25 protein-coding genes are annotated in these 20373 nt (G+C 50.5%); 17 read left to right on the top strand and 8 right to left on the bottom strand.

The annotated features are described in order from the left end of the window. Positions 1–26 precede the first annotated feature (26 nt). From Q1A54_RS01250 to Q1A54_RS01260, 3 genes are all read right to left on the bottom strand, one after another. Positions 27–1784 carry an ABC transporter ATP-binding protein gene (locus tag Q1A54_RS01250; protein WP_299984477.1) on the bottom strand — a complete coding sequence of 586 codons (1758 nt, stop codon included), beginning with the start codon at positions 1782–1784 and terminating at the stop codon, positions 27–29. Between the two features lie 186 nt (positions 1785–1970). Continuing rightward, a complete protein-coding gene (locus Q1A54_RS01255) occupies positions 1971–2417 on the bottom strand; it encodes a PepSY-like domain-containing protein (RefSeq protein WP_299984479.1) in 447 nt (148 codons plus the stop codon). 105 nt (positions 2418–2522) lie between these two features. Then, a complete protein-coding gene (locus Q1A54_RS01260) occupies positions 2523–3878 on the bottom strand; it encodes a mechanosensitive ion channel domain-containing protein (RefSeq protein ID WP_299984481.1) in 1356 nt (451 codons plus the stop codon). Positions 3879–4099: 221 nt separating this feature from the next. Here Q1A54_RS01260 and Q1A54_RS01265 point away from each other — a divergent pair, with 221 nt between their 5' ends. Next, complete coding sequence (locus Q1A54_RS01265) at positions 4100–4627, top strand: DUF2911 domain-containing protein (RefSeq protein ID WP_299984483.1); 528 nt, start codon at positions 4100–4102, stop codon at positions 4625–4627. 86 nt (positions 4628–4713) lie between these two features. Here Q1A54_RS01265 and Q1A54_RS01270 read toward each other — a convergent pair whose 3' ends face one another. Continuing rightward, a complete protein-coding gene (locus tag Q1A54_RS01270; RefSeq protein WP_299984486.1) occupies positions 4714–5631 on the bottom strand; it encodes a glutamate--tRNA ligase family protein in 918 nt (305 codons plus the stop codon). 208 nt (positions 5632–5839) lie between these two features. Between Q1A54_RS01270 and Q1A54_RS01275 the strand changes: the two genes are divergently transcribed. The 10 genes from Q1A54_RS01275 (at position 5840) to Q1A54_RS01320 (ending at position 12128) form a co-directional block, all read left to right on the top strand. Then, positions 5840–6061 (top strand): hypothetical protein, encoded by a 222-nt coding sequence (locus Q1A54_RS01275; protein WP_299984488.1) that lies wholly within the window; start codon positions 5840–5842, stop codon positions 6059–6061. 21 nt (positions 6062–6082) lie between these two features. Then, a complete protein-coding gene (locus Q1A54_RS01280; protein WP_299984490.1) occupies positions 6083–6205 on the top strand; it encodes a hypothetical protein in 123 nt (40 codons plus the stop codon). Positions 6206–6209: 4 nt separating this feature from the next. Further along, on the top strand, positions 6210–6776 hold the full coding sequence (locus Q1A54_RS01285; RefSeq protein ID WP_299984492.1) for a hypothetical protein: 567 nt from the start codon (positions 6210–6212) through the stop codon (positions 6774–6776). An 803-nt stretch (positions 6777–7579) separates the two neighbouring features. Then, positions 7580–8053: a Crp/Fnr family transcriptional regulator gene (locus Q1A54_RS01290; protein WP_299984494.1), complete on the top strand. Its 474-nt coding sequence runs from the start codon at positions 7580–7582 to the stop codon at positions 8051–8053. An 82-nt stretch (positions 8054–8135) separates the two neighbouring features. After that, on the top strand, positions 8136–8558 hold the full coding sequence (yiaA, locus tag Q1A54_RS01295) for an inner membrane protein YiaA (RefSeq protein ID WP_299984496.1): 423 nt from the start codon (positions 8136–8138) through the stop codon (positions 8556–8558). Between the two features lie 72 nt (positions 8559–8630). Continuing rightward, complete coding sequence (locus Q1A54_RS01300; RefSeq protein WP_299984497.1) at positions 8631–9596, top strand: DUF2157 domain-containing protein; 966 nt, start codon at positions 8631–8633, stop codon at positions 9594–9596. Next, positions 9586–10662, top strand: a complete 1077-nt coding sequence (locus Q1A54_RS01305; protein ID WP_299984498.1) for a DUF4401 domain-containing protein — start codon at positions 9586–9588, stop codon at positions 10660–10662. The genes Q1A54_RS01300 and Q1A54_RS01305 overlap by 11 nt, the downstream gene beginning before the upstream one ends. Continuing rightward, entirely contained in the window at positions 10652–11167 is a 516-nt protein-coding gene (locus tag Q1A54_RS01310) for a GDYXXLXY domain-containing protein (protein WP_299984499.1), read from the top strand. The genes Q1A54_RS01305 and Q1A54_RS01310 overlap by 11 nt, the downstream gene beginning before the upstream one ends. Before the next feature lie 30 nt (positions 11168–11197). Further along, positions 11198–11683 (top strand): hypothetical protein, encoded by a 486-nt coding sequence (locus tag Q1A54_RS01315; protein WP_299984500.1) that lies wholly within the window; start codon positions 11198–11200, stop codon positions 11681–11683. Positions 11684–11687: 4 nt separating this feature from the next. After that, positions 11688–12128, top strand: coding sequence for a hypothetical protein (locus tag Q1A54_RS01320; RefSeq protein ID WP_299984502.1), 441 nt, complete (start codon positions 11688–11690; stop codon positions 12126–12128). A 7-nt stretch (positions 12129–12135) separates the two neighbouring features. Here the strand turns inward: Q1A54_RS01320 and Q1A54_RS01325 are convergent, their stop codons facing one another. Continuing rightward, a complete protein-coding gene (locus Q1A54_RS01325; RefSeq protein ID WP_299984504.1) occupies positions 12136–12660 on the bottom strand; it encodes a YfiT family bacillithiol transferase in 525 nt (174 codons plus the stop codon). 136 nt (positions 12661–12796) lie between these two features. Further along, on the bottom strand, positions 12797–15172 hold the full coding sequence (locus tag Q1A54_RS01330; protein ID WP_299984506.1) for a TonB-dependent receptor: 2376 nt from the start codon (positions 15170–15172) through the stop codon (positions 12797–12799). Positions 15173–15347: 175 nt separating this feature from the next. Between Q1A54_RS01330 and Q1A54_RS01335 the strand changes: the two genes are divergently transcribed. Genes Q1A54_RS01335 through Q1A54_RS01350 form a run of 4 tightly spaced genes read left to right on the top strand, consistent with a single transcriptional unit; the run spans position 15348 to position 17663 of the window. Continuing rightward, positions 15348–15587 (top strand): hypothetical protein, encoded by a 240-nt coding sequence (locus Q1A54_RS01335; RefSeq protein ID WP_299984508.1) that lies wholly within the window; start codon positions 15348–15350, stop codon positions 15585–15587. 10 nt (positions 15588–15597) lie between these two features. Beyond that, positions 15598–15774 carry a DUF4174 domain-containing protein gene (locus Q1A54_RS01340; RefSeq protein WP_299984510.1) on the top strand — a complete coding sequence of 59 codons (177 nt, stop codon included), beginning with the start codon at positions 15598–15600 and terminating at the stop codon, positions 15772–15774. A 10-nt stretch (positions 15775–15784) separates the two neighbouring features. Continuing rightward, the gene (locus tag Q1A54_RS01345; RefSeq protein ID WP_299984512.1) at positions 15785–16408 is read left to right on the top strand and encodes a hypothetical protein; all 624 of its coding nucleotides are present in this window, start codon (positions 15785–15787) and stop codon (positions 16406–16408) included. A gap of 55 nt (positions 16409–16463) precedes the next feature. Continuing rightward, positions 16464–17663 (top strand): carboxypeptidase-like regulatory domain-containing protein, encoded by a 1200-nt coding sequence (locus Q1A54_RS01350; RefSeq protein ID WP_299984514.1) that lies wholly within the window; start codon positions 16464–16466, stop codon positions 17661–17663. A gap of 9 nt (positions 17664–17672) precedes the next feature. On the opposite strand, the gene Q1A54_RS01355 is transcribed toward Q1A54_RS01350, so the two are convergent. Together Q1A54_RS01355 and Q1A54_RS01360 are read right to left on the bottom strand one after the other, a co-directional pair. Next, positions 17673–18221: a lipocalin family protein gene (locus Q1A54_RS01355; protein WP_299984516.1), complete on the bottom strand. Its 549-nt coding sequence runs from the start codon at positions 18219–18221 to the stop codon at positions 17673–17675. 12 nt (positions 18222–18233) lie between these two features. After that, a complete protein-coding gene (locus Q1A54_RS01360) occupies positions 18234–18665 on the bottom strand; it encodes a GNAT family N-acetyltransferase (RefSeq protein WP_299984518.1) in 432 nt (143 codons plus the stop codon). Positions 18666–18985: 320 nt separating this feature from the next. Here Q1A54_RS01360 and Q1A54_RS01365 point away from each other — a divergent pair, with 320 nt between their 5' ends. Further along, positions 18986–19483: a YajQ family cyclic di-GMP-binding protein gene (locus Q1A54_RS01365; RefSeq protein WP_196118798.1), complete on the top strand. Its 498-nt coding sequence runs from the start codon at positions 18986–18988 to the stop codon at positions 19481–19483. Between the two features lie 28 nt (positions 19484–19511). Beyond that, positions 19512–20294: a TerC family protein gene (locus Q1A54_RS01370; RefSeq protein WP_196118796.1), complete on the top strand. Its 783-nt coding sequence runs from the start codon at positions 19512–19514 to the stop codon at positions 20292–20294. The last annotated feature ends 79 nt before the right edge of the window (positions 20295–20373 follow it).

Genomic DNA, 20373 nt, shown 5'->3' on the forward strand with positions numbered 1-20373 from the left:
TGCGCTGGCAGAAAGTTGCAAGGCATCTACCGGATCAGCTCCACCTTACGCTCGCCTATCTGCTGGCGCCACATGGCGTAGTACAGACCTTTTTGCTCCACTAATTCTGCGTGGTTTCCCTGCTCTATGATCTTTCCTTTTTCCAGCACATAAATGGTGTCGGCGTGCATGATGGTGCTGAGGCGGTGGGCAATCAGGATGGTGATCTGCTCCCGCAGGGCAGATATTTCTTTCACAGTAGCCGTGATCTCCTCTTCGGTGAGTGAGTCGAGGGCGGAGGTGGCTTCATCGAAGATGAGCAGGCGCGGGTTGCGGATAAGGGCGCGGGCGATGGAAAGGCGCTGCTTCTCACCACCCGACATTTTCAGTCCACCTTCCCCTATCTGGGTGTGGATGCCCTGCTCGGAGCGGGAAAGCAGGGTGGTAGCGGAAGCCTTTTCCATGGCCCGGACTACTTCATCGTCGGTAGCGTCCGGTTTCACATACTGCAGATTCTCCTTGATAGTGCCCGAAAACAGATTCGTTTCCTGTGTCACAAAGCCCAGTTGCCGGCGTGCCTCGTTCAGCCAGATTTCTTTCACGGGTGTGCCGTTGTAGTAGATCTCCCCACTGGCCGGCAGGTATAACCCCACCAGCAGCTTCACTAGCGTAGACTTGCCCGAGCCTGACGGTCCTACAAAGGCAATCGTATCGCCGGTGTTGGCTTCAAATGAAATGCCATCCACGGAGTTCTGCGGAGCGCCCTTGTGCCGGAACACTACGTCCTGAAAACGCAATTGCTGCAGCGGTCCCACATCAATCGCCGACTCAGGCCTGGTCTCGACGGGCTTGTTCATCAGCTCAGCGAAGTTGTGCAGCGAAGCCTCGGCCTCCCGGTAGGTCAGGATGATGGTACCCATGTCCTGCAGCGGACCAAATATGCTGACGGAAATGAACTGCATCGAGATCAGTTCGCCCGTCGTCAGCACATCCCGGAATATCAGCCAGAGCAGCGTGAAGAGGATGGATTGCTTGAGCAGATTAAGGGCAGTGCCCTGTAGAAAAGAGAGCGTGCGCACCCGCTTTACCTTGGCCATCTCCAGCGAAAAAATCCGCTCGGTGTGTTCGCGCAAACGCCGTATTTCGGGGTAGGTCAGCCCGAGGCTTTTCACCAGCTCAATGTTGCGCAGCGACTCCGTGATGACCCCCGACATTTTGTTCGTGGCCCGGTTGATGGAGCGCTGCATGGTCTTGATCTTCGCGCTGAGCAGACTGGTAAGGCCGCCGAGCACGACCATCCCGATAATGAAAATAGGTACCAGCGCCCAGTGTTTGGTGATGGCGTACCATACCAGAAAGCCCACACCCACCAGTGATGAAAAGAGAATGTTGATAAACGAGTTGATGAACCGCTCCGTGTCACGGCGCACCCGCTGGAGTATAGAAAGTGTTTCGCCACTGTTCTGGTCAGCATACTCCTGGTAAGAGAGTTTAAGGGTTTGTTTGAGACCGTCGTTAAAGATCTGCACCCCAAATTTCTGCACGACCAGGTTGGTGAAGTACTCCTGGAAAGCCTTGGCCAGGCGAGAGAGCAGTGCGACAACCACAGCCAGCAGCATCAGCCACAGGGCACCTTTTACCCGCTCTTCGCTGGTTATGGTAAAAGGCGGCGTGGCGTAATCGTCGATGATCTTGCCGAAGATGATGGGGTCGACGAGCGCCAGCACCTGGCTGATGCCGGCAAGTACTAAAGAGAGTATAACAAGTCCGCGATGGGGCTGCAGGTAGTTCCAGAGTACGCGCATGGGCCATAAGGTAAGTTCAGGTTCTCCTCCTACGCGGGTATTTGGCGCAAGTATACAGTTCACCTATATCTCCCCTAAGAACTGTATGTCATGAGGAGGCAAGTATAGGCTCTTTTGGGGCATAGGTAAAAGAAATGCCCGAAGCATAGCCCCGGGCATTTCTTTTAAGATTTAGAAGGCAAGTAGTTAGTCCCAATAAGCTAGGTCCGTTACTTCTTTTCCATCCTGTGACAGTACAACCTTTTTATCCTGAGGCTTCTGTTCAAGCTCTAACTGATAATAGGTGTTGCCGTCTTTCTCCACCTGCTCGATGTCGTCCAGGCGCATGCCTTTATACTTCTGGCTGATGGCAGTGCGTATATTTTGTGGCAAGTCTTTCTCCTCTATATCACGCTTGGTCATCAGTATCTTACCAGATGGGTCAATCATCACAGTATGGTCGATACGGTCTATATCAAAATCAGCCTCGTAGTTCTCACCGTGCTTTTCCCACTCAAGGTCAGTGGCGTTGGTATACTTTTGCGACAGCGCACTTTTCATAGCTTCAGGTACATCCTTTTCGGCTACATCCTGCGCCTCAACCGCTACAACTGAACCTATTACAAAGGCAAATCCAACTAATATCTTTTTCATAACTCCTGATTTTTAAGTGTTAAAAATTGGTATGTTACAAGTTTACGGTACAATTCTGAAGCAAATCTGAGCTTTGCAGGTTTCTGATAGTAAATTAGTTGTGGTTTAAGATTCACTCTTATTGCTGGGGTTGGCTTTTGTAGGAATGCCATCCGGATTGATAAACTGCACCTGCTGACGTGGGTATACCGGAATGATCTTTCCAACATACTCGGGTTTGCTCAGTTCGTTGGTGATGCGCAGGGTAAGTTCGCTTTTCCACTTGCGTCGCTCACGCGCCCCCACCAGGTAGCGGATGGTCACATTAGTCCACGACTCGTCCATTGACACGAACACCTGTGGCTTGTCAGGCACAGCGTCGTCCAGCCCCGCCCGCTGCAGGAGTTGGGAGTAGGAGGCAGCCGGAGTCTTCATGTAATTGCCTAGCAGGCCTAATGCCACACTCTCCAGCACCTCCATGGCCAGCGGCACGTCAGACTCGTTGGCAACGCCAACATCCAGCTCGTCCCATACATAAGGGAAGTCGCCGGTCAGGTTAATGACCGTTCCCGTCAGAACTTCGTTATTTGGGAAAGTGACCAGGCGGCCGGTTGGCTGCTCTGCCCGTACGAAGCCCGGCTGATAAGGCGCCCCGATCTCCCACACAGTAGTTGTCAGAAAGTCGATGCGGTATACGTCGCCAAACACCTCGCCTACCCGGATACGGTCACCCACACGGTAGTAGCCCTGGTAGGAGTTCATGAGCCAGCCCGTAAAACTTTCAATAGGCGTTTGCAGCGACCATGACAAGGCCAGGCCGATGAGGCCAAATGAACCAACCAGCGCCCGTATGTCGCCGGCCACGACGCTGAGCGCTACGCCAACTGCCAGTAGCCAAACCGCGATAGAGACAAGCGAGATGATGGCGCTGGAGCTTTGCCATTTGCCGATGGTGCGCTGCAGGATAGCCCGTAGCATACGCACCAGCAGCCAGGCCAGCACCAGCGTGGCCAACGCAATCAGGATCTTGGGCAGGTTGAAGATGAAACTTTCCCAAAGACCCTGCAAGGCCCCAATAGCTTCCTCTGCGGCTTCTTTGGTAGAGCCATTCTGGGTTACCGCTTCTAAGGTTGTATCACCGGGCACCAGCTCTTCTACCGCCACTTCCTCCACCACGGCCACTGAGTCCGGGCCGTTTTCCTGCGCAAGGCCAGCTTCGCTTGGAGCAAACATCAGGAGGATAAAACCCGTGATGGCAACGGCCAGAGTAGAGGCCTGGCGGAAATTGCGAAGCCGGTTCTGGGCGCCTTTCACGGCAGATCCCCTGGCTGGCTTTCTTCTGCGGGCTTTGGTGCGAACGTTTCTGCGGGTGGGAGCAGTGGTATAGGTTTGCGGCTGACCGGTGCCCTGTGCGCTGGTACCCGTTGTGGAGACGCGTAGTCTTCGTGTAGAAGTTCTTCTGTTTCGGTTAGTGGAAGGCATAGGCTTCGCGGCTTTCTCAATTGTCCTGCCATCTTGTAGCAGTTTTTCTCTATACGGAAGAAAGACGGGTATGCTGCAAAGGGCTTGTAGCGAAGGGCCAAACTCTTTGCTTCGGTCACACAATTTGGAGCTGCTGCTGCTCGTTAGCTAATTGGTTGATAATCTTGTAGTAGAGTATCGATCTATTGCCTATCTTTTTGCCTAAATCAAAATAAACTACTATGAAAAATCTACGATTTCTGAATGTGCTTGTGATGCTGTTCATCGGCATAATGGTATCATCCACAGCCTGTGCCCAGGATGCGAAGCAAAAGGCCAGTCCGCCAGCCACCGCCTCCGGAAAGGTGGGCGATGCGACCATCACCATCAACTACAGCAGCCCGTCTGTAAAAGGGCGTACCGTCTGGGGCGAACTGGTGCCTTATGGCAAGGTATGGCGTGCCGGGGCAAACGAAGCGACCACCGTTACCACCGACCGTGATGTGATGGTGGAGGGGCAAAGGCTGCCAGCTGGCACCTACAGCTTCTATGCTATACCTGGCGAGGACGAGTGGACAGTTATTTTCAATAAAACCGCCAAGCAGTGGGGCACACAGTACGACGAGGAGCAGGATGCGCTGCGTGTGACGGCCAAGCCGCGCCAGGCTGACACGATGAACGAGCGACTGGTGTACGATGTGACCAATGAAGGAATTGTGCTCCGGTGGGAGAATCTGGAAGTGCCCGTGATGATTCAGGCGGCTAAGTAAAGCGCTCCATCTTATTGGAAGCCCTGCTGTGTGTTCAGGTATAGCATGGAAGGTAGCAGGGCTTTTTTGTGCCCCTTGGCAGCGGGCTATACCTGTAGTGCTTGTCGTGGCAGGTCTTTTAGCTCAAACTGCTGCAGAAAACTTTGTGCGTCGGCTATACCTGCGTTTTGCCAGCCCAGCAGCTCGGCCAGCTTTTGCCAGAACTGCCTCGGAGTAAGGCCGGCCTTGCGCATTTCGGTGAGTGAGAGAGCGTCATGCGACTTGGATAGTTTGCTGCCCTCAGCGGTAATAAGCGGGTGGTGTACAAAAGCTGCATTGGTAAATGCCGCGACACCTGTGCGCTGCGCCAGGTATAGCTGAGCTGCTGTAGAGAGCATCAGGTCCTCGCCCCGCACGATCAGGTTCACGCCCATCGCCAAGTCATCCACAATCGAAGCAATCTGGTAGGCAGGTATACCGTCTTTGCGGCGCACCACGAAGTCAGGCATCTCGAGGGCCAGCGCCACCGTGCAGTTGCCGAGCAGTTGGTCCTGGAAGGTGATGGTGGTTCCTTCCGGTATACGCACACGCCAGGCGGCATTGGGGGTATCGAGCGGCAGCTGGGTGTTGCGGCAGGTGAGCGGGTAAAGCCCTTGCGGCGACAGGGCTGCTATCTGGCTGCGGGAACAGGGGCAGGCATACACCATACCCTGCTGCACCAGTTTGTCGAGTTGCGCCTGATAAGCCGGAAGCCTGAGCAGTTGGGAGTAGTTCTCCTGAAAATCTTTGGGATTGCGCGGTCCTTCGTCGTAGTCGAGGCCCATAAAGTCGAGCGTGTCGAAGATGTCCTGCAGGTACTCGGGGCGGAAGCGGGCATTGTCGAGGTCGTCGATGCGCAGCGCTACTACGCCTTGCTGCTTGCGGGCCAGTGCCCACGTAATGGCAAACGACAGCGCATTGCCCAGGTGCAGGTAGCCGCTGGGAGTCGGGGCGATGCGGGTTTTTATGGATGGGGTCGTTTCCACAGGTATAGCGCTGGGTTTGATGAGGCCAAAGGTATAGCTGCTATTTATCAAGTCAAATCAGAAACTGTTAAAATACCTGAAGTTAAGGTGGATGAGTTCCGGAATTTCGTTATGTTTGATCATATACAGATAAGTATATGTTTAAGCTTTTGAACACGTTGGGCGTAAGTGTCCCCAACTCCTGAATGATTAACTGAAAACTACCAAAATGAAAAAATGTACTTACGCAATCCTGGCGATTCTGCTGATTACCCTATCTAGTTGCTCAGAAATGACCGGGGAATTTAAATACATGAATCAACTAAAAGAAACTATCTCCAAAACATACGAAACCGAGAAAGTTGAAATTGACATCAAAAACAAAAGTGAATTGACTGTATCGCTTTTAGACTCAAAATTTGATCATTACAGTCAAGCAGAAAAAGAGTAAATATCCCGGGAAATTGGAAAGATGGCGCAGGAGCTCAGAGAAGGTGAGGAAAAGATAAAATCAGGTGTGGTGAATTTCCGGGATGAAGAGAATTATGGCATTGCTAAAACAAGTAGCACGGAAACTTTCCAGATGTACGAATAAGGGAATGAGAAAAAGTTTATCAAGTATCCTTGCAGTTGCAATTGTGTGTCTTTTGAGTGGCTGTGCAGCAAACACCTATGTTTCCCAGGTGAAGCAAAATAATTTACCGCCTTTAAATTTAGCTTTTAGCGTTCAGGAAGTTCAGATAACAGACAGCAGAAAAGATCAATCTATTGAGGATATAAAACTGCCACTCGTCTCAAAACCAAACTCTTTGATTAAGCATGTGCCAACTTTAACAGCGACCCACCAACAAATAATAGAAAACGTAATCAAGGAAAATACAACTAATGCTGGCATCCCTGTAAAAGCAGTCATAAACATACCCGACAGCTACAAGGAATTCTCAGCTACATGGAGTAGTGAAAAAGAAAGAGGATTTGCGCAGGTTCAAATCAATCTGGTTAATCAGGAATCGGGTGAATTGATTACAGCATGCGATTCAAGTGGAGAACTATTTGTGCAATCAATAGATGCTACGAACGAAAGGATGGAGGAAATTTATCAGCTTACCATTAAAAACGTCATCTATAATTGTCTGAAATCAATGTCAGGTCAATCAGAAAAATAACGCAAGCCAACATTGTGTGAATTTTACGCTTCGGTCGACCGACTGGCACGCATGGTTCCTTGATACCAAAACAGTCCCTTATTATCGAGCAATAGTCTAAATTCAGCCTGTGGTGTCAGTAATATAATCCTCACCAAGGTTCTTAGGCTTGTTCTCCATCATAACAGGGTTTTCTGCGATAAAGTAATGTATGGGGCTGTTGCCAAAATCCTACCTTGCCATCATCCTTAACGCATAAGTCCATTGATGAACCTGCCTATCAGTAAAGCCAAGTTTCTCACGGTATAAGTTTTAATTCTATTACTTCTTTAATTCTATTACTTCCGCTGTTAAGTAAGTCCAGACTATTATTATTCGGGTTAATAACTGAAGGTGAAGTCATTGGTTATGAAGAAGCATACACTAGGTCGCTACGATTCTCTGGCAAAACGACTTGCGCAATTGTAGAATTTACGACCGCAGAAGACGTGATTACGATGCTAGGCCCTCCTAATTCTAGCTATGAATTTGGGGAAAAGGTCAACGTTATCTACCTTCAGAATGATCCTGATAACTGTGCTATTATGAGCTTCTCAGATATCTATATAGGATTAAATGCTGTGCTGCCAGCGATGCTTTTACTGCTTTGGGTATGCCTGTATGTTTCACTAAAAGAATACGCTGCTCAACATACTAAATCCAAAAGATCGGTACCCTTATAAAATTGCCTCAAAATGAATGCCTTATACAATTGCATATCGCAGTACCACCCCATTTCTCCAGGAGCGTGGGAGGCGCTTTCCAAAGCATTAACGCGGGTTGAGATGCCAAGGAATTCATTTTTGGTACGGGAAGGAATGGTGTGCAGTAAGCTGTACTTCCTGGAGCGAGGTTGTCTGCGAGGATATTATAACCTGGATGGGAAAGAAGTGACGTATTGGTTTGGCTTCGAAAATAATTTCATTACCTCTTTCTACAGCTTTATCTCCCGGAAGCCAGGTATAGAAAACATACAGATCCTGGAAGACTCCACTCTGTGGGGAATAAGTTTCGAAGCCTTGAACGAGCTGTTTGATCAGCACCAGGACTTGGAGCGCCTTGTGCGGATCATAAACGAGCAGTACTACATCAGACTGGAAGAGCGTTTGATGGCCATGCAGTTCAAGACGGCCCGGGAGCGGTACGAACAGCTATTGGAAACATCACCCCACATTCTGCAGCGGATTCCGCTCGGGCAAATTGCGTCCTACCTGGGCATCAGCCAGGAAACCCTGAGCAGAATCCGAAGCCAGGTTTGATAGGCTTCCTTTTTTGACAATTGTCAAAAGAAAGTTTTAGGGGCTGCTATACCTTTGATTCATCACTTAAACGAAAGAAAACATGAATCAGAAACCATCCAACGCATTCGTAGCAGCCTCCTGGGCTACTTTATTGACAGGTATGACTGCCTATATCATTGGACTGTGGAACGCCGAAATGATGCTGAACGAGAAGGGCTATTATTTTGCCATCCTGATGTTTGGTCTGTTCTCAGCCATCTCACTTCAGAAAAGCGTGCGCGACCAACTGGAAGGTATACCGGTTACCAATATCTATTATGCGCTCAGCTGGTTTTCTACCCTTTTGGCAATCGTGCTGCTGACTGTAGGGCTTTGGAACGCCGATCTGCTCCTGAGCGAAAAAGGCTTTTACGGTATGTCCTTTCTGCTAAGCCTTTTCGCTGCGATTGCGGTACAGAAAAATACCCGTGACAGTATGAGCAGAGAACTGCCCATAAATCATGAAGCGGAGCAGTACTACTAAAGGCCACTTTACAGCAGCCTCAGAGCGCATCAGTTTGGATTCTATTATGAAAGCCTCTTTTCAATTGATTCTATGAAACCACACCTCTCCCGCGAAATCGTTTACAGCATCGCCAGGCACAGCAACTGGCGCGAGACAGGTATAGCCAACTGGCTCCGCAGAGGGCTGGTATACGCCGGGGCGCAGGACTGGATCAGGTTTGTCCGGCTGTTCTTGCTGGGGCTTGGAGGCAGCTTTCTGATCTCGGGTATCATCTTCTTTTTTGCCTATAACTGGGCTGACATGCACAAATTCGTGAAACTGGGCCTGATCGAGTTGCTGATACTGGCAGTGACGTTTGCGGCAATGTTTACAAAACTTAGTGGCACGGTGAAGAATGTGCTGCTTACAGCTAGTACCATGCTTGTCGGCGTACTCTTTGCCGTATTCGGGCAGATCTACCAGACCGGGGCCAATGCCTACGACTTCTTTCTGGGCTGGACGATGTGCGTTGTGCTGTGGGTTGTTGTGGCTCGGTTTCAGCCGCTCTGGTTCATCTTCCTGGTGCTGCTCAACACCACCTTCGTGCTCTATACCCAGCAGGTAGCTACGCACTGGAGTTTTGCTGTGGTGATGGACATGCTGTTTATCATCAACGCAGCGGCTGTTGTTGTCTGGGAAGTACTGGCCGCGAAAGGTCATGTAGGTATACAACACCGCTGGTTCCCGCGTTTGGTAGGGTTAGCGGCGATCACGGTCATCACCATTAGCATGATCTCCACTCTGTTTGCAGGTATAAACTGGGATTACGGACTAGCTTATCTGCTCGGTGCGGCTATGTATGGCGCAGGTATAACCTACGGTCTGCGGGTGCGCGACATCTTTTACCTGACGGCTCTGCCCTTTAGCGCCATAGCGGTGGTCACGGCCATCCTGGTGCGGATCGGGGAGAACGTGCCGGAATTTATGCTGTTGCTGGCCACGATCTTTGTGGTGGGCAGCATTACCTTACTGATTCAGTACCTGGGCAGACTTAACCGACAGTGGCATGGCCGATAAAGAACCAATACAACTCGAAACCCTGTTGCATGAGATCGTGCAGGAGCAACCCGACTTCAGCTACGACGAAGCGGCTATTAAAGCAGAGGTAGCACATTCGACTTCGCTGCTCAAACGCTGGCCAGTAAAGGTGCTCACCATTCTGGGCGGTTTGCTGGCTATGGGTACTTTAATGGGAGCCATCGCCGGGACGCAGCTACTCAGCTCAGGTATGGCCATGCTGCAGTTGGGCGTGATCTTATTGATTGTAGCTGAAATAGTAATCCGCATGAAGCAAGACACGACCACTGACGCCTTGGGTATTGCTATGAACATTACAAGCTACGTGATGCTGGCGTTCGGTACGGGTCAGCTCACGGATGATACCACTTCAGTAGCCGTAGTCTTAGGTATAGCCGCTGTGCTTGTACTGATATTCTCGAAGAGCGCGGTTTGTGTGTTCATCTCAGTACTGGTGCTCAATGGCAGCCTGCTGAGCCTGATCTTCCTACACAAGGTATACAACCTGTCGCATGCACTAATCGTGGTGCTGGCTGCTCTGCTTACTTTCATCAGTCTGTACGAAGCAAAGTTGCTGGCCATGTCGCGGCGCTTTGCGCTGGTTTTCGGGCCGGTTCGTATGGGATTGGTCTTCTCTCTGATTATCACGCTGGTGCTGTTTGTGCATCAGAAATTACTCTCCACCAACATCACCCATTTCTGGTTATCGGGTTTGTTTCTGATCGGCTGTCTGTTGCTGTTGTTACACCGTGTGCTGCGCGAGAGCGGGATGAAGGACAAAAAGACGCTGACTATTTTCTATACCTGCTGCTCGGTGGTGTTGCTGCCGACTGTGCTGGCGCCTTCGGTGCCGGGTGCTTTACTGGTGGTACTGTCCAGTTTTTACATCGGGCACAGAACAGGCCTCTGGGCCGGACTGCTGGCACTAGCCTACTTCTTGGTGCTTTACTACTACGACCTGAACATGACCCTTCTGGCCAAGTCCGGGGTGCTGGTGCTCACGGGTGCCTTGTTTTTAGGTGGCCTATACCTGTTGAACCGTTATCTGCGAAACCATGAAGCGTAACCTCAAAAGCATAGTCGTGCTGGTCAACCTGGTGGCGGTGCTGGCTTTTTTTAACCTGTCGGTGGTGGAGAAGGAGGAGATCCTGGAAGATGGCCAACTGGTGCTGCTCAGCCTGGCCCCGGTAGACCCGCGCTCGCTCATGCAGGGCGACTACATGGTGCTCAGCTATGCCATCAGCCAAACGCAGGAACTGGAAAAGCTGCCCAGCCGCGGCTATGCTGTGGTGCAGTTAGACTCCCAGAATGTGGCGCAGCAGGTGCGTTACCAGCCGGAAATGGAACCGCTGAACGAAGGGGAGATCCTCCTCAGGTATAGCAAAGGGCGTTGGTCGCTCAACCTCGGGGCGGAGTCTTATTTTTTTGAAGAAGGGCAGGCAGAGACTTTTGAAAAAGCGGAGTACGGCGGCCTGCGAGTAGATGGTAAAGGCAACAGCGTACTGGTAGGATTGTATGACGAAAACAGGGCGTTAATTGTGCCGAATCGGGAGCGAGTTTCTCAGAAATAAACTTTATATTGACTATCATTTCAGAAGCCTATGCCAGCGACTTTACACAGCTATAACACAGGACATTACTTCAGCGCAAGCGCACGGGTATTCGGCTGGATCACCACCGCACTTGCGGTCACGATGATTGTAAATGGCTCAGTAGCAGCATATGCCTTTCTTCCAACAGTTATCATCACGCAGTTTGCGCACTATCGCACAGAGTTTGATCTGGCCCAAATGACCTACCGTGAAGGGGTGCGCTTTGCAGGTATAACATTCGGTAAAATGCTGCCGCTCGCTGGTATTGATTTCCTCTTCCTGAAAAAGAACAACTACAAGCAGGTGAGTGAGTCGAGGGCATCGATGAGTACTTTCCAATTTGTGAAATATGATGGCTATATCAAGCTGTCGGACAACCTGAAGCTGCACCTGCTGCAGCGCAAATCAAAGGAGCAGGCCATGCAGGAGATGCAACAAATCGCACAGGACCTGCAGGCAGAACTGCGTGACTTAACCGAAATGAAAATGCAGTAAGGATATGCGTATTAAGAATAATCTGATAGCAGGTATAGGACGTGGGCTGGCTTACTATGCAGGAGGTTTTGCGCTGGTTTGGCTCACTTACCTCGTGTTTGGCTGGGAGTACGCACATGCTCCGGGGCTACACCATTTGGTAGGTTTATTGGTGCTGGTGATTGGAGCTTTGATGCTGATACGGCGCATCATTATCGTATTTGCAATTCCGGCTGATACACATAACAAAGGAGCGCTTCTGGTCCATACTGTGGCGGTGGTCAGTTTTATCTTCTTCATCAAACTTATCATCCTGAATGGAGCTATCAAACGAGACACCGGCGATCTGGAAGCTTCTGAAACCCTGTCACTCGACCACAATACCCAGACCCTGGCTCTCACAAACGAACTGCAGGATACGCTATTTTACCAGGTGGCAGACTCAGTACATGTGAAGATCCAATAACAGCCTTTTACCAATCCATCCTTTTCTTTAGTTCAGTGATATGCGCCAGGTGGTGCTCACCGTGCCAGGCGTATAGCCCAATGTGCTGCCGTATGGTTTGCTGGCCAGAAACCGGGTGAACAAACGTGCGGTTAAGCTGCTCGGGAGAAAGTTGGTGCAGCATCAGGACCCAGCGCTGGTGCAAGGCGTGCAACAGTGTGAGCGAAATGCCTGGGTCTGCTGTTTTAGCCTCTGGAAGCTCTGCCCAAGCCACCTCATCATAAGGTCGGATAATTGGATTCTCTTCTGTCAGGGCCAGTTTTTGGCGGGTATAGCCATTCAGATGACTGTCTGGTAGGTGATGCACAACCTGGCGCACAGTCCAGCCTCCGGGTCGATAAGGCGTATCCAGTTGTTCATCCGACAGGTTGGCTACGGCTTGTGCCAGTTTTGTAGGCAGGCTGCCAATAGAGAGGATATAAAGGTTCAGTTGGTCTTCTGAAATGCTTGCGTCGAGGTCGAACTGACCGATGGGGTAGCGAAGTTTGTCCATAGTTTGTTAGAGAAGAACTTAAATATAGAGAATACCGACAGACCTTATACCTGTTCCCCACATATATTTCTACCCTTAAAGTAAAACGCCACTTCCAGTTTATGAAGGTGGCGTTTTACTTTAGGTATAGAGTTTTCTAGAACTCTACTCTGTAATTCAGAATCGGCAGCATGCCCACCATGTAGCGGGTTACGACTTCTTCTTTTATGCGGTCGTACTGCACGCCAAACACGTTCTGGCGGTTGGTGAAGTTCTGGATGTCAAGCGACAGGATATAGCTGGCGTTCGGTCTGTTTTTGCGATAGCTCACCCGGATGTCGGAGCGGAAGTAATCGGGCGTCTGTACTCCGAAACGATTGTCCACATCCAGCACCTCGTACTTCATCTCTTTCGATGTCTCCAGGTCGATCGGGGTATAGCGGTTGCCGCACGCCCACATCACTTTGCCGTTCAACCCGATCAGATTTTGCTTGTTGCTGCCTACCTTGAACTCCTTGCCAGCCAGCAGGTTCACGATGTGGTTGCCGTTGAAACGGGTGTCGCGCTCAATGCCTTTGATTGTGGTGTATTTAGAGTCGTAGAGCGAGGTGGTGAGCAGGAAGTAGTAGTTGTTTGTGAAGAATTTCTCCAGTGTCATCTCCACGCCGTAATTGCGTCCGGTGCCCTCGTTCACCAAGGTTTCGCGGCTGATGCCACGCTCATAGTTCAGGGCAGAGTAGGTGCTGTTTTCGGCCGCGCTCACCGGCACGTTGAAAAGGTGCTGGTAATAAGTCTCGACTTTCAGGCGCAGGTCTTCTCGCAACATCTGGTCATAACCCAGCACGTAATGCGCGGCGCGGGTAAAGCCCAGTTTTCGGTTTGGCTGGGTATAGCTGCCGTCGGGCTGGCGCTGCTGCGCAAAGTAAGACGTAAGGGCATCGTGGCGGCTGTGCAAACCAAAGGCAGCGCTGAAAGATTTAGCAGCATTTACCTGGTACTTCAGGCCCATACGCGGCTCCACCACGGTATTGCCATTTAGCCCAAAATATAGGCTGTGCAGACCGGTATTGAGGGTGAGCTGCTCCGTGAAGCGATACTTCCACTGCGCAAAGGCCTGCATCATTTGTGTGCTGCCGCGCTGGTTCACAAACTCGCCTTCTTCGTACTCTATGTTTCGCCCGCCTGCATAAGAATCATAACCCAATTGGCTCAGGATAAAGCCGGTGCGCAAGGTATGGCGGTTGTTGAACTTGCGGTTGTAAAGTGACGAGAAGCGGGTAGCCTGCTGCGCAAAATCGTGGCGGTAGAAAGGTATAGCCGTGTAGTCAGTTGACAGCGAGTCGACCCATACCTTATTACCGCTCGTGGAGAAAGAAAGCGTAGATTCGATGTAATCGTCTTTGCCTAGAAACAGGATGTGGCTGATGCCTGTAGAAGCCATACGCGCCTGAAAGCGATCATCGAAGCGGTCAAGATAGCCTTCCCACAGCTCGGCGTCACGTTCGGCCTTTACATTCTGCTCACTCAATCCGCCCAGCCCCCAGAAAGAGAGGTAGCCTGCCTTAGATGTAGGGAGGTATAGCTTAAAGGAGAAATCCTGAAAAACAGGTACGGCATCACCTGATATTTTCACACCGATCTTGTTCAGCATGGCCAATGTCGAGTAGCGGTAGTTGGCCAGGTATGAGGCCTTGGAGCCGGCCTTAAAAGGACCTTCGGCGGCAAAGTCTATACCTAGTATACCTGCCTGCAGCGCATACTCACGTTTCTCGTTGTTGCCGTTGCGCAAGCGGATGTCGAATATACCGGAAAGGGCATTGCCATACTCCGCCGGGAAAGCGCCTGTGTTGAAGTCAGAGTTATCGAGCATGTTCACACTCAGGATGCTCACGGCACCGCCGGCTGCACCCTCTTCAGCAAAGTGACTCGGGTTAGGCACCTCTATACCTTCCACCCGCCAGAGCACGCCGCGTGGAGAGTTGCCTCGCACCACGATCTCATTGCTCATATCCTGGCTGATGCCTACGCCGGCATAGTTCTGGGCGGCACGGGCCGGGTCGTTCACACTGGCGGCGTAGCGCTTGGTCTCCTCCACCGAAATGGAGCGCGAGCTGATCATGGCCATCTCGTTGAGCGGGTTTCCTTTGCTCTGCTGCTCGGCGCTAATCACCACTTCTTGCAGTTTTCTGAAGGATTCGCTCAGACCTATGTTTAGCACTAGTTCCTTGCCCGAACCGAGCAGCAACTCAGGCAATACCTGCTCCTCATAGCCCAGGTAACTGATTCGCAAGGTATGGCGTCCCACTGGTACTTTGTCGAGGCGGAAAGTGCCGTTTATATCAGTAGTTGTGCCCATCGGTGGGTCGATGGTGAGGATGGCCACCGTGGCTCCGATCAAAGGTTCCTGTGACTCTTTGTCGATGATTTTGCCCCGGATGGTTTGGGTGAGTTGCTGACCCAGCACAGTGAGTGGGGTACTAAAAAGTAAAAGCAGTAGCAAGGCTGCTAAAGCAGTTAACGTGTTGAATTTCATGGTTTTATTTTGTGTGGTTGTGGTTGCGGTGTCAAATCAGGGCGCAAAGGTATAGACTTTTATTTTAGATTCATATAATCTATTCATAATATACTTCTATTTTAGATGAGCTAGCCTATTTCACCGACTAACTGGGGTTACACCCTGCTTACTGGTACACTCGTATGAAAAGAATATGGGAAAGCAAGTGATGAAAATAACTGTACTTTGTCTGGTATTTCTGCTCCCGTTTTTGACACAGGCACAAAAGAAAAAAGAAATGAATCTGGAGGCTTACAAGTGGGAAAACCGGCTATTGCTGCTCTTTGCAGCATCAGAGAATAATGCGGAATTGATCAGGCAGAAAGAATTAAACCGCAAAAACATGCATGGCGTAGCGGCAACTAGTGGTGCTAGAGTTGGTACCGGGTGGTAATGCAGCTAATATGCGGGAGGATCTGCTGAAGAAATTCGAGGTAGAAGCGGATGGCTATACCTTGCTTTTGCTGGGGAAAGATGGACTGGAGAAATACCGGAATCGGACAGCGGTGCCCCTGGAAGAGGTGTTCAAAATAATCGACCAGATGCCGATGCGCCGGCAAGAAATGCGTAAACAGGACTAAAACGATTGCCATGACCTTTGACCATCGTCCCCTTCGACACGAAAAACGATCGCTGATAGCTGATGTGCGTTACCAGCTCATCTCTTTTATCAGATCTTTCACACTGGTGCTTTATGTCGCGTTGGGTATGGCCTTGGTAGGTGTTGCCATGAAGTTTATAGGCCTGACGGGCGGCAGTTTTGTGTTTGTTTTCGCCATGGCTGTACTGATATTGCTATTTCTGGTGCAGGTAGGCCTTTCATTTTTCTACATAGTTTCGAACGTATGGCTAGCCCTGCTGGGAGCACTCAGTAGCTTTTCGCTGGTTACAGGGCTGCTGGCGCTTATTTTCCGCTACCAGAACTGGTATGGCTGGCAAGTGATCTTCTATGCAGTAGTTCCGCTTTACATACTGGTAGGCGTATTGCTCTTCTTATACCTGAAACGATTCCGGAAGCTGCACGAGCCATTGCGTGATTTCTTTTATCGTAACCTGGTATTTCCGTTTGTTTTTGTACTGCTGCTAGGCATCGTGTCCTTTATGTTCAGCGCCGACCGCTTTAATAAAGAAGAGGACCCCATGCTGCAAGAGTCACCTATACCTGCCGATGGAGCCGCCGCTGAGGACACCACAGGTATGTGGCGGGCTTACTGAGTGCGGATCAGGTATAGGTTTGATTATTGGGGGAAATATTGGTAGTTTCAGATATATGAAACAAACGCTCCTGATCTCTCTGTTCTTTTTGATTTCGATTGCAGTGCAAGCCCAGACGCTGAAAGGCCGCGTAGTGGATGCTGCTACCAATGATCCCCTGGAGTATGTGTCGGTATACCTGAACACTACTACCAGAGGCACCACAACAAATGATAAGGGCGAGTTTGCGCTTGCAATGCCGGCAGGCACCTACGAGGTGATTGTCTCATCCCTGGGCTACGAACCGCTGGTATACACAGCGCCAACCGATAGCATGCCTTCAGCCATCCTTTTTAAACTGACACCCAAGGCCCAGATGCTCGGAGTAGTAGAAGTGCAGGGCAAGCGAGATGCCCAGTGGTACGACAACCTGGAGGTGTTCAAAGAAAACTTTCTGGGCAGGAGCTGGATCGCTAAAGGCTGCAAGCTCTTAAACCCGGAGGTACTGACTATTGATTTTGATCATAGCAGTGGTGTGCTATCGGTAGCAGCCCGTGGCCCGCTGTTGATCGAGAACAGTTTGCTGGGGTACAAGGTGGAGTACCTGCTGACAGACTTTACCTACCGGACAAAAGAAGGGTATGTGACATTTGAGGGGTATCCGCGCTATGAACTGATGCAGGGAAGCAAAGGCAAGCAGCGCAAATGGGAAAAGAACAGAGAAGCGGCTTACCGTGGCTCTGCCATGCACTTCGCCAGAGCACTTCAGCAGAAGCGACTGGAACAAGAAGGTTTTAACCTGCGCCGCCTCTATCGCTTGCCTAACCCTAACAGGCCAACAGACGAAGAAATAGCAGAGGCCCGTGCCCACCTGCGAGCGAACGGTAACACAACCACTATTCCCGATAGTATCAGCGACATCCTGAGGCGGGCCCGGCTGCCACGTTTTGTGGAGCAGTTAGACATGAATCCTGTGCCTTACAGCGAGTACCTGACATTAGCTGAAGGCAAGGCCCGTTTATCTTTTGAGCAGTTTATGCAGGTCGTGTATACTGGTGAGCAGGAAGAACCTGCTTACGTCAGGAGCACCTCTGATTTTCTCAAGGGTGCCACTGCCCGTAAGCCTACATTCCAGACATCAGTTTTCTCTTTGCAAGCAGACACGGTAGGAGTAGAACCCGCTGGGAATTTCCTGAATCCGCTGGATGTGCTTTTTGAAGGATACTGGTCATGGGAAAAAGTAGGTGACATGCTGCCGCTCGACTATCAGCTTTAACACTGGCCGCTATTCTGCGCAACGTTGTTCGGTCATCTGCAACTGCTCCACCGGAAAGCCTTTGCTCTTGGCTAACTGCTTCAGCCTGGCATAAGTGGCTTCGTCCATGGTGGGGGTGCGGGAGAGGAACCAGAGGCTTTCGCGGTCAGGTGCACCTACCATCACATACCTGTAATCAGGATCGAGCTCCAGTATCCAATAGTCGCCTTTGAAGGGCCAGAAAAACTGTACCCTGAGTTTGCTGTTACTGCTGCCCTCCACCGGAAAAGCTTTTCCTTTCACATCACTCACCTTACCCTCTTTCAGACAGGAGTTGTAAACCTCCACATAACCCTCGTCGGCATTGAGTTTATAGTCGGCCGTGGTGCAGGTGCAGCCTTTGGTGAAGCGCTGAGGTATAGAAGCGATTTCATACCATTTGCCCATGTAACGTTTCAGGTCCACTACGGGCACTGTTTCGAGTGGGGCATTTGTGCTGCTGCAACTGCTGATAATAATAGTGCCTAACAAGACTGCTCCGGCGGTGAGAAGGAGCTTATTCTTTTTATTGAAGGTCATTTTCGCAACGTTTTACAGTTGCTTGGTCATCTTATAGTGCTGAATGGAGCCAAACAACAGGTATGTTTTTTCTACTATTTCATACCCGTTGCGGCGGTAAAAGTTTACGGCATTTTCGCGGGCCTGCAGCGTCATGGAAGTAGCTCCAAGTTTTCGGGCGCGGTCTTCGAGGTAGCTGATCAAGTGGTCGCCGAGGCGCTGGCCCTGCTTGTCGGCCCGCACTCCCATGAAGCGTATCTGCCCTTCCTCTGGCATGTTCAGGTGCAGACGGCAGACTCCCACGGCCGCATCCGTATCATCGACCAACATGGCATGTATGGCCTGGTCATCGTCATCGGCACGTTCGCTGCCCTCAGGCTGGTCCCAGGGCTTGCGCAGGGAGTCGTAACGCAGTTGGTAATACTGTTTGAATTGCTCAGGTGTAGTGGGCTCAATGACTTTCATTTGTTTGTTGATTGCTGGTTATTAATAGGGTGGAATGAAAAATACTGCCCTGTCCTCTCAAGAGAGGCTTTTGACTGCATCGTTAGAGACAGATTGCCAATAAAGATCTGTAGACGGTTCAGTGAGGCAATTTAGCAACCAGTCACCAGCAATTACCAATCAACGAACAACAATTTACTGGCCAACAATCATCAATTAGAAATTCAATCATTAAACCACTTCAATAAAAACAAGCAACAATTAGCAATCAACAATCAGATAAATAACTTTGTGGGTTATAAATCGTGTAAAACTTATTTCTGTTACCTAACCTAAAAACTATGGCATCTTTTGATATCATCAGCAAAGTAGATCCGCAGACGATGGACAATGCGGTGAACGTGGCCCGCAAGGAGATCATGAACCGCTATGACTTCCGCGACACCAAAGGCTCGCTCGAATTCGACAAGAAGAACAATGAAGTGCACATCAGCATGGAAAACGACATGCGCCTGCAGCATACCGAAGACGTGCTTATCGGCAAAATGGTAAAGCAGGGCCTCGACGCCACTGCCCTCGATTTCTCCAAAGAGCCCTACGCATCCGGCGCCATGGTGAAGAAGGACATCAAAGTGAAAGCCGGCATCGACAAAGAGACTTCCAAGAAGATCATGAAGCTCATCAAAGACAGCAAGGCGAAAGTATCGGCTGCCATGATGGATGAAACCATTCGGGTGACAGGCAAAAAAATCGATGACTTGCAGCAAGTAATCGCGCTTCTGCGTACAAACGCCGAAGAAATTGGTATGCCGCTTCAGTATGTCAATATGAAGTCGTAATACCCTCACCTCACTCACCTTATATCTTATGTTTGACATATTCGCTAATCCGGATACCTGGATCAGTCTGCTGACGCTGACCTTTATGGAGGTGGTGCTCGGCATCGACAACATCGTGTTCATCTCCATTATTGTGGCGCGGCTACCCAAGGAGCAACAGGCCAAGGGGCGCAACATCGGTATTATGCTGGCGCTGGTTTTCCGCATTATTTTGCTGATGTTTATCGCAGCAATCGTAAGTGCCAGCAACCCGCTTTTCTCGATCAACCTGCCATTTACCAACGAGGATTTCCCGGTGTCGTGGCGCGACATTATCCTGTTTGCGGGAGGTCTGTTCTTGCTGGCCAAGTCCGTGACCGAGATTCACAACAAGCTTGAGGGCACCGAAGAGGGACACAATGTGGGAGAGGGCTCCATGACCATGGGCAAAGTGCTCGTGCAGATCATCCTCATCGATATCGTGTTCTCATTCGACTCCATCCTGACGGCGGTGGGCCTGGCGCAGGAGATTGTCGTGATGGTGGTTGCCGTGATCATTGCCATGATTATCATGCTAGTATTCGCCAAGTACGTGAGCGACTTCGTGAACAAGCACCCGACTGTGAAAATGCTGGCGCTTTCTTTCCTGCTTCTCATCGGCTTTATGCTGGTAGTGGAAGCGCTGCACCAACATATCCCGAAAGGCTACATCTACTTTGCGATGTTCTTCTCGCTGATGGTGGAGATGCTCAACATGAAGCTACGCAAGAAGACCACTCCGGTGCACCTGCGCCAAAACGAGGTGCTGCCCGAGGGTGATCCTTCCCGCTAAGGTTAAACAATTAGCTATTATCGCAAGCCCCACCAGGTATACTGGTGGGGCTTTTGTTTTCCAGAACACTCCGGCTTTG

This window comes from uncultured Pontibacter sp. (assembly GCF_947502515.1).
GTDB lineage: Bacteria > Bacteroidota > Bacteroidia > Cytophagales > Hymenobacteraceae > Pontibacter.